This is a genomic window from Rheinheimera riviphila (genome assembly GCF_004005945.1).
Lineage (GTDB): Bacteria > Pseudomonadota > Gammaproteobacteria > Enterobacterales > Alteromonadaceae > Pararheinheimera > Pararheinheimera riviphila.
This window is the reverse complement of record NZ_SACS01000027.1, coordinates 1-14,585: the sequence shown is the minus strand read 5'-3', so window position 1 is coordinate 14,585 and position 14,585 is coordinate 1. Positions and strand designations below refer to the sequence as shown.

General features: G+C 51.2%; 8 protein-coding genes. 5 read left to right on the top strand and 3 right to left on the bottom strand.

The window, feature by feature from the left end:
- Positions 1 to 849: 849 nt before the first annotated feature.
- Complete coding sequence (locus EOE67_RS18225) at positions 850 to 2,052, top strand: iron-sulfur cluster-binding domain-containing protein (RefSeq protein ID WP_127700761.1); 1,203 nt, start codon at positions 850 to 852, stop codon at positions 2,050 to 2,052.
- On the opposite strand, the gene EOE67_RS18220 is transcribed toward EOE67_RS18225, so the two are convergent.
- The 3 genes from EOE67_RS18220 to EOE67_RS18210 all read right to left on the bottom strand — a co-directional run bounded on the left by EOE67_RS18220 (position 2,030) and on the right by EOE67_RS18210 (position 7,392).
- Positions 2,030 to 3,151: an efflux RND transporter periplasmic adaptor subunit gene (locus tag EOE67_RS18220; RefSeq protein ID WP_127700760.1), complete on the bottom strand. Its 1,122-nt coding sequence runs from the start codon at positions 3,149 to 3,151 to the stop codon at positions 2,030 to 2,032. The genes EOE67_RS18225 and EOE67_RS18220 overlap by 23 nt on opposite strands.
- Positions 3,138 to 6,254, bottom strand: a complete 3,117-nt coding sequence (locus tag EOE67_RS18215; protein WP_127700759.1) for an efflux RND transporter permease subunit — start codon at positions 6,252 to 6,254, stop codon at positions 3,138 to 3,140. Before EOE67_RS18215 ends, EOE67_RS18220 begins: the two co-directional genes overlap by 14 nt.
- 163 nt (positions 6,255 to 6,417) lie before the next feature.
- Positions 6,418 to 7,392, bottom strand: coding sequence for a transporter substrate-binding domain-containing protein (locus EOE67_RS18210; protein ID WP_127700758.1), 975 nt, complete (start codon positions 7,390 to 7,392; stop codon positions 6,418 to 6,420).
- A 441-nt stretch (positions 7,393 to 7,833) separates the two neighbouring features.
- On the opposite strand from EOE67_RS18210, the gene EOE67_RS18205 reads away from it, so the two are divergent.
- The 4 genes from EOE67_RS18205 (at position 7,834) to EOE67_RS18190 (ending at position 14,496) form a co-directional block, all read left to right on the top strand.
- On the top strand, positions 7,834 to 11,688 hold the full coding sequence (locus EOE67_RS18205; protein ID WP_164852433.1) for a S8 family peptidase: 3,855 nt from the start codon (positions 7,834 to 7,836) through the stop codon (positions 11,686 to 11,688).
- A gap of 193 nt (positions 11,689 to 11,881) precedes the next feature.
- Positions 11,882 to 13,375, top strand: coding sequence for a methyl-accepting chemotaxis protein (locus EOE67_RS18200; protein WP_127700757.1), 1,494 nt, complete (start codon positions 11,882 to 11,884; stop codon positions 13,373 to 13,375).
- Positions 13,372 to 13,890 (top strand): DUF6436 domain-containing protein, encoded by a 519-nt coding sequence (locus tag EOE67_RS18195; protein WP_127700756.1) that lies wholly within the window; start codon positions 13,372 to 13,374, stop codon positions 13,888 to 13,890. Before EOE67_RS18200 ends, EOE67_RS18195 begins: the two co-directional genes overlap by 4 nt.
- Before the next feature lie 150 nt (positions 13,891 to 14,040).
- Entirely contained in the window at positions 14,041 to 14,496 is a 456-nt protein-coding gene (locus EOE67_RS18190) for a hypothetical protein (RefSeq protein WP_127700755.1), read from the top strand.
- The last annotated feature ends 89 nt before the right edge of the window (positions 14,497 to 14,585 follow it).

The following is a 14,585-nucleotide window of genomic DNA, read 5'->3' as shown; positions in this document are numbered from 1 at the left end:
ATAAAAATCGATGATCCAGTGAAGATCGATCCGGTAAAGATCCACTTTCACCCACGAATCTCCACAATGATACAGTTTAGGGCGCTGAATTCGGCCTTGTCAAGGTAAAACCCCACTTCAATGATCGAATAAAAGCCAATAACCACGCGGCTTAGCGCAGTGACTTTAAAAAAAGTGGTAAAAAATGGTGATCCAGGATTGTTTGCAGAATTTTTGAAGCGAGCTTGGCGCAAAAACGTTACGCATAACCCAAGATCAATCCCGCGCGACTGCGATGGACGCTGCTTCGGGCAAACTTGTGACAGCAGGATCTTTAGATCACTGATCTAATTAGATTTTTCTTGTATACGCTAATGGCGCTAATCTGGAAAAACCGTCAACGGGGTTACAAGTCACAAGCACTGCTGGCTTACGGCCCCTGGGTTTATGGCTGGGATTACGAATAGAATGCTGCAAAAACGACCCTGCGCCTCGGGTAACCAAGCAGCCGGATTTTTGCGGCTCGGTGGATGGCGTACTGCGGCTTGGCGAGTACCCAGATAAGTTGCTGAAAACGACAGATCTGGGACGTAGATCAACGGCAAAGATCCCGATCTGGCAGTAAATTCACGGCAATGATCAAAATCAAGCTAAAAAACCTGCAATAACCGCCAGATCCGCAGATCATTCACCGCTGCCATCGCAGAAAATCGCCTAAAAATAAGCCTTAGCAGCGTAGTAACCACTCACACACATCAAATAATAACAATTCTCAATTGCACTAAAATAGAAAATTGCTAAAATAGCCGCTCTTGATTGTTCCCGATAAATGCCCGATCCGCATGCTGATCGGATCCTGCTGAGGCCACCATGTCGTTCACTGCTATGTCGTCAACTGCCATGATACTGCTGATCATTGTCGGGCTAAGCCTGTATCTGGCCTATGGCATTCAGGACGGTTGGCGTCGCCGTTATCGTCAGCGCCGGCAAAAACAACAACAGCAGCTGGAATTGTACCGGCTGCGCCGGCAAGGTAATGTGCTAAAACTTTGGCTGCGCCACCCTAGTGGCCAGCTATTACCCAAGGCTAAAGCCGGCCAACATCTGCAATTATTTAGTCAGGATCAACAAGGACAGCCGCTAAGCCGGGCCTATTCGCTGGTCAGCGACTGCCAGCAACGCCACTATTATATGCTGGCGATCAAAATTGAAGCAGGTGGCAAGCTGACGCCGCTATTAGCCCAGAACCTAAGCCAGGGGCAATTGTTGAGCTGCAGTTATCCAAAAGGTCATTTTGGACCGGCGGTTAGTCTGCGGAATCTATTGGCTCGGCTGTCCCGGCAACCATTCAAAGCAACACCCCTGGTGCTGGTGGCCGGTGGTATTGGCATTACGCCGCTGTTGCCGATGATCAATAGCGCACTGCGCCAGCAACGTCCGGTCACTTTGGTGTATCAGGCGCGCCAGCGTCATGACTTACTCCAACATCGTAAATTACGGCGTTTCGCCGCCCAAACTCAGTTGCAGTATTTGCCGGTGCTTAGCCAGCCCGATGGCAACTGGCCTGGTCGTCATGGTCGGATTACCGCGGCAGAGTTAGCGCAGCTTGGCGGCAAGCAAGCGGAATATCTGATCTGCGCCAGCGCCGAGATGGTGCTGACGCTGGAACAGGGTTTAGCGGATATAGGTTGTCGCAAGGTACGGCACGAGCTGTTTAGCGCAGCCCACAGTACCCAAAGTTTTGCCATCACCCTGGGATCGGCGCAAGCTAATAGCTTAGGCCACAGTTCAGTGCTGGATGCGCTGCTAGCCAGTGGCGTGAAAGTACCCTATGACTGTCGCGGCGGTTCTTGTGGCGCTTGTGCCCTGCGAGTCATCGAAGGCAGCTGCAGCAACGTGCTGCACAGTGAATTTAGTGTGGGCGCCGATGAAGTACTGAGCTGCTGCGTGCAGGCAACCTCCGCTTTGCAGCTTGCCTTTCCTGGCGAAGCGGCTGAAGCAGCGGCCGATGAAGACAATTTGTCTCCATCTCCATCCGCCGCAATGTCCGTTATTGACTACCGGCAAGCGTAAACTCTTTATCCGACAACAGCCGCACTTTATCGCCATCTTTGAGCGTATCGGCGCCACGCACCACCAATAAGGCGCCTTGGCGTAACGGCGCATCAACCTGCAACCATTCACCCTGGCCCTGACCCGGCACCACTGCAACCCGCTTCACAACTGAATTGTTGTTCGCATCCTGCTGCACCAAAAATACCGCATGTTGATTTTTCCCCAGCACCAGCGCGTCGCGATGCACCACATGACTCACCGCCGCAGCCGCGGTGGGTAAAGCCACGCTGACCAATTGCCCGACCTGAAATTCACGGGCTACTTTGGCGTCAATCAGCAGCCTGGCTTCAAAGGTTTGTGAACGTACATCCGACACCGGGATCACCGAGGTTAATTTCAGACTGGTTTCACCTTGCTGCCGATACACCGGTAAACTTTGGCCCGGCGTCAGAAAAGAGGCGTAACCCAAAGGCGCAAATACCCGCACTTCCAGATCGGTTAAATTCACCAGCTGCAATAAGGTTTCACTGCGACTGACTTCTTCACCGACCTGATGCGCGCGGCTACTGACCACCCCGGCAAACGGTGCTTTGAGTTCAGTACGGCTCAGTTGATCCTGCAACTGCGCCAACGATGCCCGTGCCAGCTCGACATCCGCGCTTGCCAAGTCAAAATCGGCCTGCATTTGTTCCAGCTGGGTTTGCGAAATCAGCTGTTTGCTGACCAATGTGGTAAGTCGCGCCAGCTCTTTGCCTAAACGGGTGACATTAATTTGCGAGCGTTTTAACTGCGCCTGCAATTCGTTGGCGCGCAGTTGCAAGGGCTTGGCATCCAGTCGCGCCAATACATCACCGGCAGCAACTGTGCTTCCAGGTTCAGCGATCCAGTCCAACCGGCCGTCGACACCGGCGCTTAAATTCGACTGAAAACGGCTGTAAACTTGACCCGACACCATCATTTGCGGGCTGACTTCGACCGAACGCACCGGCGCCACACTGACTACTTTTGGTGGTACTTCTGGTTTCACTTCAGCAGCGTCTTCAGCCGCCAGCAGCAATGGGCTTTGCAACAAGGTGCCAATAGCGATGGCCAGCATCAGCAAATTAAAGGTTTTCATAATTGAATACTCCGTTTTTTGTAGCTGCGGTTTTTGTAGCGGCGGTGTTCGTTGGGGCTGCAGTTAAACGCCAGGCGCTTAACCGCAACAAAGATGGCATCAGGACTAAAGTGAAGATGGCGCTGAACGTCATACCACCGACAATCACGGTCGCCAGACCACGGTAAATTTCGGTGCCAACGCCTGGCACTAACATCAATGGCAACATGCCGACAATGGTGGTCAGGGTACTCATGTAAATGGGGCGGGCACGGATTTGAATGGCGGCATCGATAGCAGCATTCAGATCCAGGCCATCCTGCAGATTGCTGCGATATTGCTCCACCAGCAAAATGGCATTGTTCACCACCAGCCCCAATAGAATGATAAAACCAATCATCGTCAGTAAATCCAGTGCCTGGAACGTCACCAGATTTAACAAGCGCAGTGCAATCACCCCGCCGAGCAACGACATCGGCATCGTCAGGATCACCAGCGCACTGGCTGGCACCGACTTAAACATCGCCGCCATCAGTAAAAATAGGATCAACACCGCGATCACAAAATTCGCAGCCATGGTGCTGATGGCGGCTTGCAACCGATCAGCACTGCCACGAAAGCCAATGGTCAGATTTTCGTCGGCAGTTAAGCGCAGCGGTTGCACCACTTCAGTCTGTACCAGCTGCATCACATCGGCCAACGCCATGGTGGCAGGCGGGGTGATTTGCAGACTGACGGTGCGCAAACCATTCACCCGCAGCAGATTGGTCGGCCCAACCGAACGTTGCATACTGGTCAGTTGACCAATGGTTTGCACACCGGCCTGACCGGTATATAAAGGTGTCGCCTGCAATTGCTCCGGCGTCAGCCAGGGCGCGGCACGCAGAATAATATCCATCCGCTCATTGCCGTCAAACTGCTCACCGACATAAATGCCATCGGTCACCGCCCGCACCGCATTGGCCACGGTAAAGCGATCAACCCCGGCTTTGGCGATGTTCAGCTCATCCGGCACGATGCGAAGCTCCGGCTGGTTTTGGGCAAGTCCAGGTTGCGCCTGAATGGTGGCTTCCGGCAGTTTTTGTTGCAGCAACGTCATCGCCTGTTCGGCTTGTTGCATCAGTAAATCAGTGTCTGGCCCCTGAAAATCCAGAAACATCTCACGGCCGGAATTAAAGCCAAAATTCAGTAAAGAGGCGCGAAAACTAAAAGAGGTGGTATCAGGTAAATCTTTCAGAATCTCGGTGCGCAGCAAGGTCAGCATATCCTCAACCGCCCGCGGATCTTCCGGGTAGATAAACAGCACATTAAAGGCCGGGAACATCGACAGGTTATAGCCTTTGATCGCCGGATACTTTTTATCCTGATAATAAGGTTTCAGCCGCTGCACCAATAACTGGCCAATTTCCTGCTCCATCACTTTGATATTGCCACCAGGCGGCAGCTGAAAGCCGGTGAAAATACCGTCCGAGTTGGCCTGCGGCAGGAAATCCGCTTTCGGTAGCAGTAACATCACCAACAAGGCCGCGCCTGGCACCAAAAGCGCGGCCCAGCCCAGCGCTTTGGGCAAAGTTCCGGTCAGCCGGTTAACGCCTGTCGCTAATCGACGCCACAACTGCTGCAGCGGATCACCTTGCTCTGGCGCTTGCTGAAACCAGCGTAAACTGGCAACCGGGATCACCGTTAACGCCACCAACATCGACGCTGCCACCGCCACGGCCAGCGTCAGCGCCAGATCGTAAAACAACTGCCCTTCCACCCCTTGCATAAACAGCACCGGTAAGAAAATTGCCACAGTGGTCACGGTGGAAGCGAACAAAGCCCCTTTCACCTGAGCGCAGCCTTTGAGCACCGCCTGACGCAGCGCCATGCCACTTTGCTGCAACCGCACGATATTTTCCTGCACAATAATCGCGGCATCCAGCACCATCCCCACCGCAAATGCCAACCCGGCCAGCGACACAATATTCAGACTGCGTCCCATCGCTTGCAACACCAAAATCGCCACCAACAACGACACCGGAATGGTCAGGCCAATCAGCAAGGTCGCTTTCCAGCCGCGCAGGAAATACCACAGCGTGATCAGACTCAGCAGCACCCCCATTAACAGATTGGAATTGACCAGCGCCAGCGCGCGGCGAATGTGAATAGAGGCATCAAAACTGAGTTCAATTTCGAGGCCTTTGGGGTGCAGCAGATCGCGGTTTAATTCGGTGATCGCCAGATTCACCTGATCCAGAATGGCCACGGTATTGGAGTTGTCACCGCGCTCCAGCGTCAGGTAATAAGCCGGAAAACCATTGCGTTTGGTAAAACCGGCTTGCTCCGGCATCCCAACTTCAATGGTAGCAACTTCCGACAGATACACCGGTCGTCCCTGATTGTAAGACACAATCATCCGGCCATAATCACTCTCGTTAAACTGACCTTCAAAGCGCACTGTGTACTGACGGCGGCCAACATCGGCGAAACCACCGGAAACATTGCTGCTGCGATTGATATTCGATTGCAGTTGGTCGATGGTAATACCCAGCGCCGCCATTTTGTAGGGGTCAAAAGTGATGTGTAGCTCTTTCGGTAAATCTGAGGCTAAATCGACATTGGACACCCCGGGAATAGCGCGAAACTTCGGGCCAATGTTGTCGCGGATAAACTTCAGATAAGGGCCAAAATCATCCGGCGCATTGGGGTTCATTTGTTTAATCAGTAACGAAGCCACACTGCCGCGACCACTGCCCACCGTGATCACCGGCTCGGCTGCTTCACGTGGCCTGGGTGGCGCCTGATTCAGCGCGTTGATTACGTCCAACATCGCCCGCTGCATGTCCTGCCCGACTTCAAAGGTCAGACTGATAAAGCCAAAACCGGCACCAACTTCGCTTTGCACTTCCACCACCCCAGGCACGGCGCGTAAAGTATTTTCCTGCGGCTCAATAATGGTGGCTTCCATTTCCTGCGGCGCTGCCGAGCGCCAGCCATTATTGATAAAAATTTGCGGCCGATCTAAATCCGGCAATAGCTGGATCGGCAGTTTCAGCAAGGCCAAAGCGCCAAACAACACAATCAACACCACCACCACTAAGGTAGCGGCCGGGTTTTTACAACTGGCGCGGGTTAAATCCATCACCTTGTCCTGCATCTAAGAAATTTCAGCCTGCAGTATATGAAGCGATGTTGGGAACTTTGGAACTGATGGGACGAGCGGTGGGTTAATTGCAACCAGCTGGATCCAACGCGGCTTCCTCCTTAAAACGACGAAGGCGAAGCAGTATGAGCCAAGGTAGTATTCAAAAGCTGGTGTGATAAACCTGGTTGTAAATCTTGCGGAATTCCGCATGATAATCTGGGGCAAACCAACGTAAATGGGCGTCCAGATAAGCTTTGGTTTTGGTGACATCGGCCAGCGCGGCATCAAACTGTTGCAGCATTTCCTTGCCTTGGGCAGTGCGCGAGCACAGGATATGCCCCAGTAAAAAGGCCGGCGATTCAGCGATGGCATAACTGACCAGCTTGGTACCATCCGTTTGCTGTGCTTGATAATGCGCAGCCACATTAGGATATTCCAGCATCAGATCAATACGACCAGTTCTGACCATATCCACCACCCCGGCGGCCATATCGTCCGCCTCACGTTGCCAAAAGCGGTTTTGCCATTGTGGCGCCTCAATCAGCGCATCCAGTTCAGCGCCATAATTGCGGCCACTGACCACCACAAACCTTAATTTATGCGCCTCCAGCAACACCTTTCGTACGCTGATCCGGCCTTGTGCATCCAGCATTTCGGCCATGATCTTGGCTGCCACAGAATCAGCTCTGCTAAAAATCCGCAGCCCCGGAAACACCACCTGCGGCAGCTTCGAGGCATAACTGTTATTCAGCCGCTCTGAAGTGATAATTTTGTTGCCCGCGCAAGCATTGGGCCGGGCTTTTAACAAGTCCATCGCCCTTTGGTTATTTACCACCATGGTTTGTATTTGATACTGCGCCAACTTGGGTAACATCAGCTGTAAAGTCGCGCCACTGACATCCACCGGCTGACTGGTTTTATACACCGGTTGATTATTTACAGCATCGGTCAGCCACAACATAGGCTGTACTTGCCTGGTTTGTTTTTTGATTTGAATGGGCTCTTGTGCCTGAACAGTTGATAGCCACAACAAACATGCAGCGCCCCCTAACAGCAGCTTCCCACCACAAGCTTTTAGCAACGACTGAGGCTTTTTTTCAGCATGTTGTTGGCGATCAGGGAATTGACTCAACATCAACAGAAACCAGCATATAGGGTATATGGCTGATTAAAGCATAGCCAGAATTCTGCGTCATGCGATCTGGGCCAAAACAATTGTAATTGATTGTTTATAGGAAGAATTATTGCTTTGGAAAGCGTTAAGGCAATTCTGACACTGTGAACTTAAGCGCTGAATTGCCCTGAACTACCGCGACAATTTCCTTGTTGAGCCTGAAAAAATTTTACCTTAAATTGCCTCTCGGTTAAGATTACAATCACTTTACTCAAACATATTAACAAAACAGGCTATCTTGTGGCCGTAATGGAGTACAACTTGCTACAACGTAGTTTTATTTTGGCGCTACTGTCCATTGTTTTCGTATGCCAGGCGCAACCATCGAATAGCCGTATTTTTCAGCAAACCAAGCAGCCGACCGAGCATTTTCGACTTATTAAGACAAAAGCCGGTGAAGTGGTGCAAGAACCCCTGAGGGTGCTACCTGACGGCCAACAAAGATATATCATCGAACTCGAAGGACCGACGTTACTGCAACAAGTCGAACAGATACAACTGCAACAGCTAACACAATTACAAATAGATAACACCAGCCGTGTCGCTACGACACCCGTTATGGCAGCAATCGCTGCACCGGTGTTGTTACAACTGGATCGTCAGGCACAGGCTGAACAACAGCAACTAGTCGGACAACTCCAACACAACGACCTGATTACCGAGACGTTTGCCAGCACTCATACCCTGGTCAACACTCTGATTGTTGCCGCCAAACCTCAAGATCTCGCCAAAATTGCCGCTGTGCCCGGTGTAAGGAAAGTCCATCCGGATCGCGAACTGCAGCTACATCTGGATAAATCGGTACCACTGATTGGCGCTGATCTGGTTTGGAAAAAGACCAATCTTCAAAGCCAATTATTACTCGGCACCGGGATCCGGATTGGGGTCCTTGATACCGGTATTGACTACACCCATCCGGATCTGGGCGGTTGTTTTGGTGATGGCTGTAAAGTTGCCGGTGGTTATGACTTTTATGATAACGATGCTGATCCTATAGATACTGACAGTCATGGTACCCATGTCGCCGGTATTATCGCGGCCAATGGCAAGGTTAAAGGCGTGGCACCAGAAGCAACTTTATACGCCTATCGGGTTTGTGCACAATATTGCCCTACCAGCTATATCATTCAGGCACTAGAACGCGCCGCTGATCCTGACCAAAACCCGCTGACCCAGGACGCGCTGGATGTGGTGAATCTGAGTCTGGGTGGGCCAGGTGACCTTGATGATTTATCAACGATTGCCGCGAATAACGCCTCGCGTGCCGGTATCGTCGTGGTTATTTCTGCAGGTAATGACGGTAAAAAGCCCAATGCAGTTGGCTCGCCGGGTAACGCCGAATTGGCAATTACCGTCGGTGCCAGTAACCAGGCTGATCAGATGGCAGATTTCAGTTCGCGCGGCCCCAGCGCCAGTGATCTGGTGTTTAAACCTGATGTCGCTGCGCCTGGTGACTTCATTAACTCAACGACACCGAACAACCAGCATGCCTATAAAAGTGGGACTTCGATGGCGGCACCTCATGTGGCAGGTGCTGCAGCATTATTAAAACAACAGCAAAAAAACCGCACACCGGCACAAATTAAATCGTTGTTGGTCAACAGCGCCAAAGATTTACAACAACCGTTGGCTGCGCAAGGCAGCGGCCGCTTGGACGCACTAGCCGCAGCCAATGCGACTTTGACCTTCAGTCCGCAGTCGATTTCATTTGGTAAGCTGGACAGCAGCAAAGCCTTGTGGGTACAACAACAAGCGTTGGTCATCCACAATACAGCTGCAACCAGTACCACTGTACGAATCGAACAACCAACGCTGCCTGTAGGCGTTAAATTAACGATGATACCAGCCAGTACTATCGCACTGACAGCCGGTGGTAGTCAGGAAGTCCAGATCCAATTGACTGTTGACCCCGCAATTTATCAAATGCCAGCCAATGGCAATGTGGTCGAAGATTTGTCGCTGAATATCCGCAATGAACAAACGAATTACCGACTTGCACTGACCTTTTTGGCCTACCATTCGCTTGAAATTGACAGCACCGATTACATCAATCAACTGCAAATTTATGATGAAGCGGGCAACAGGTATTTTAACGGCAGCGCCTGGGGTGGGATGGGATTGCGGATGCCAACCGGCACTTTTGACTTCATCGCCAGCTATGCGATGGGTGCAAAACAGCGGATTGTGGTGAAAGAACAACAAGAGATTAATCAGCAACAAAAGCTAACTATCGACCCTGCTACGGCAATTCATGAAATCTATTTAGAGTCCATCAGCGACCGTGACGGTTCACCGGTACCGTTGGAATCTCTTATCGGCGGTGTCCATGCGCTGGAAATCAGGCATCAGTCTAAGCCGGTTTATTTCTTGCAAATGAATGGTTTCCTCGGAGACAACAGCTGGGGCACAACTTCCGGTCCGCAGCTGACCCAGGGGCAGTCTTTGCTGATCTCGCCATTTTCCGACAAGTTTCAGTTAGCCGTTGCCGCTTATTGGCAAGATACCCGTGCCAAACCGGACGATATTCAGCTGTATAGCTGGTCGCAGCGATACACCGGTATGAAGAGTGGCGAAATCATCCAACTTGATGCCAAAAACCAAAACCGCTTGGTGACACAGGTGGGCGCAGCACCATTTCCGCAGAGTCTTAGTTTTAGCTACATCATTATTCGTGAATTAACCGGCTATAACCTCGCCAGGGAAGACAGATCCGCTACTGTCGGTTATGGCAGCAGACTTGCTTTAGTTGCTGCAAATCAGAATGCGACACTGAGTATCTATGGGACCGCTGCATCTTCGATCCCCTATTATGGCGTGGGATTGTTTCAGGTATGGGTCGATGCCAATGATTATAAAAAAAGTGTGTCGGGCAGCAACTGGCGTTTTAGCGGTCAACACGGCATTTCAAAATTTTCGCAGTGGAATCAGTTTGGCCTTTCTCTTGATAAACCAATCACCTACGACGTCAATCCACAAGGTCAACAGTATTTGACGACCCTGCCGCATTGGGCGAATTTTTTTGGTTATCTTTATGGTGGTGTCCCCAATTTTACGGTTCGCGTTCACCCGCTTAGAGATATCTATGGCAGTTTTATCGAACACCGGACATCAGCAGAAGACCCAGTACAGTACTATTCTCTGCTGCGCTGCGACCATCAGCCCGGTAGCAAACGGCAGTCGACAGAATTTTCGTTTACCTTTGAAAATGTCTGCGATCGTTACGAAGTTGAAATTCAGTATACAACCGCATTATTGGATCAACAGACCACATCATCCAGTCGCATGATAATGTTGGCAAAAAATTACAATCACGACATGTTGTTAAGTCAGGTTCGGCTCGGCTATGACAACCAACCAAGTCAGCTGATCAGCCAAGGCACCGGCTTTTTTGAAGTAAGTGGCTATAAGATTGATGCGGTCAGCGCCGAAATTCACTATCAAGGTCAATGGTTGCCTCTGAGCATGCAGCTCACGACACCAAATGCGGAGACGCTGCCGGTATTCCGGGGTGAATTTGCCTTGCCGGACACTGCTGCTCTTGCTTCGATCCGCTATACCATCAAAAACAACAATGGTAACAGTCTGGAATCGGTATTCCACAATGCGGCAATCGTAGGTCCAAAGCCGGAAACAGCATTATTGTTGGACCACGACAAAGACGGTATCCCGGATTCTCAGGACCCTGACGACGATAACGATGGTATCAGCGATATCGATGAATTGCGCTATCGGCTTGATCTGTATAAAGATGACCGGCAAGGTGATCTGGATAACGACGGTTTAAGCAACATATTGGAGCTTGAACTGATGACCTTTCCGCATCAGGCGGATACCGACACTGATGGGATCGCTGATGGTTTTGAGCATCAATACGGGCTCAAGCCACTCGACAAATCCGATGCGTTATTAGACCCGGATCAGGACAGTTTGACCAATCTGCAGGAATTTAGCGCCAAAACCGATCCAACCAAAGCGGACACTGACGGCGATACTTTACCGGACGGCTGGGAAGTCAAATACAGCTTAAACCCGCTGGACATTGGTGATGCGGCGTCAGACCGTGATAACGATGGCGCAACTGCGTTGCAGGAATTTAGCCGTAATACCGATCCCACGGTTTCAAATCTGGTGAACAAACCGGTACCGGCTGAACAAGGTTCTTCCGGTGGAGGCAGCGTTGGCTGGAGTGCCTTATTATTACTTGCCGTGAGCGGATGGCGGCGGCGATTTGCGAGCTGCATAGAGCAACGGATATAACTCCTCATTGCATGGCTGTCACTTAGTCAGGTGGCAGCCATGCAATCTTCACCCTTCACCCCGACAAAATATCCAGGCCTGTTGCCGATCCAAGGCCATACTAAGAACGTAGAGCCGACACTTTATTTCTATTTAAGAAAAAACCGCATTTGAGCGTCATGGCTGATGGAAAATGCCTGCACCCGGAGCCTTTATGACCACAATGATCCTGCCCTTTCGCCAACAAGCCTTTCTGATCGCCAATCTGGTGAATCTTGCGTTATTCCTGTTGACCCTGCTGTTAGCGGCCTTGTTTACAGGCTGGTTACCGGCGCTGTTGGTCGGACTGCCGTCTTTAGTGTTGCCATGGTTTTTATATCGCAGTTTTGGCGATCAGCTGTTGTCGCGGCTGGCTTTTGGTATCAGTTTTATGCTGTTTGCCGCTTTGCATATCCATTTATCGCTGGGCAAAACTGAACTGCATTTTGGCATTTTTGTGCTGCTGGCGCTGCTCATCGCCTTTCGCGACTGGCAAGTGATCCTGGCGGCGGCGCTGGTGATTGCGGTGCATCATCTGCTGTTTATGTATTTGCAGTTCAACGGCTCGCCGGTGTATCTGGTACCACAGCGCGATGCCAATCTTGGTATTGTGGTCATCCACGCTTTGTATGTGGTGATTGAAGCGGCGGTGCTGATCGTCATCTGTAAACGTAGCTTGCGGGAGGGCATGGAAGGTCAGGCATTGTTTGCTGTCACCGAGCAACTGGTGAGCGCGGACCAAAAAATTGCCATTTCCAGCCGCGCTCAGGATATTAATTCTAAGCTGGTCAACAAGTTTAACCGGGTGCTCAGTACCCTGGCGCAAACGGTGAATACCATTGAATCTTCGGTCCGCGAACTTAGCCTCGAAAGTTCTAATCTGCTTGAAGAAGGCCATCAGCTGACCGACAATCTGGCGAATAAGCAACAGGCGGTGGATAGAATTGCCGATGCCACGCAGCAGATGTCGGCCGGGATCACCGAAGCGGTGCGGTTGTCACAATTAATGCTGGAAACGGTCGGTCAGGCCAGTCACTCAGCAGATGCCGGGCGCTCGGCGGTCACTGCCACTATAGGTTCAATTGACACCCTGACCGGCACTTTGCAAGGTTCGAGGGACAAAGTGCATCAGATGGCCGTGTCCACCAACGAAATCAAATCGGTGCTGGAAGTAATTCAAAGCATCGCCGAACAAACCAATTTACTGGCGCTCAACGCTGCCATCGAAGCCGCCCGCGCTGGTGAACAAGGCCGGGGTTTTGCCGTGGTCGCCGATGAAGTGCGCACTTTGGCCTCCAGAACCCATGGTTCTACCAATGAAATCAAACAGATGATTGCGAGGTTGGTGCAAGCCAGCCAGGATTCGGTCGAGGCGGTTGATCAATGTCTAACGCAAATTCAAACTACCATCGGTTATGCCAGACAAAGTGATACTGTGCTCGACACCATCCGCCAGCAAGCGGGCCATGTTGAACGCACAGCCCAACAAATGACCGCCACTTTGCAGCAACAAGACCAGTCCAGCCAACAAATTGACCGCAGCGTACAACAGCTTAGCCAGATGAGTGAACGCCAGTACGCACAAGGGCAAAAGGTGTTAAAAAGTGCCGATCAGGTCAGCAATATCAGTCAATTGCTGCAAGAAGAAGCGAACAGGTTTAGTCAGTGAAGCTCAGTTCACTGCGCATTGGCTGGGCGCTGTTATTGCTCTGGTTGCTGGCAAGTTCGGTGTTGTTATTTCGATTGGGGCAGACTGATGTTGGCGAATTTGACCCGCAATTACAGCTGCAGCAGCATCCGCAACAACTGGCTGCTTTGCTGCGCCTGAGCGGTGCCGGCAGCGGTGAAACCCTGTTGTTAAATGTGCTGGACCCGAATTGTCGCTGTGCCGCTTTGGCCGAAAATCATCTGCAACAATTGCAACCGACGCTGACCAAACTACCTAAGCTGCGGCAACTCGCGTTCAACCCAACGCAATTACAACAAGCCGGCATTGCAGTTCCGGCAACCCCGATGATGATTGTGCTTCGGAACAAGCAGCTTATTTACAGTGGCCCCTACGCCAGCGGCCCGGCCTGTAGTATCGGCGAATCGCTGCTTGATCAGGTACTGCAGCAAAAACTTCAGACACCGGCGAGCTGGTTAAATAGCGAGACTGTGACTTGCCGCTGTTTGCGTAGCTGAGGTGCATGACGGTACTTTGGTTTGGTAAACAGGAACGTGACAAAGACATACATATCTATAAAATACCGATCATCCCATCAACCACAGCTCGTTGCTATTGATCTTTAAATCGCTGCGAACTTATAGCCACATTCCAGGTGTGTGCATTCTATGAAATGGTTTTTTCTGGCTTTTATGATATTGCTTGCTGTCGTGGGTAAGACCATCTTCATTGACCCGTGGTCCTGGCGCAAAGTGATGGCTGGCATCGCTTTTAATCTGTGTGTGATCTCGCTGCTGATCATCTGGTGGTCGGCATATTTTCGTGCGGGCGTGGCGAAAGCCAGCGGTCAGGTGATAGGTCACGCAATCATGATACTTGGTATGGGAATCGGTATGGCAACTTGGGGGGCCGATGCTGTCATGTCCAATAGTTGTGACAACCTGATTTCCGATCCAAGTTCCCGCAATTATCTGAGTCAGCTAGCAACTTATGTGAAAACAACAGGTTTTTGCCGCGAGCTCGGTGTTGGCGTGGTATTTCTGGGTTTGTTTCTGACATATCCCAGTGTTCGGCTATTTTTTGGTCTCGCAGGTCGCTCTGAAAGTAGAAACTCCATTCTCTAAATTTTGATATCAGTACGCCAGCGAAGTCAGCTAGCAGTCTTTAAACTGGCGTACTACCGCTAACGCGGTGAGTACGCCCTACGCAAATA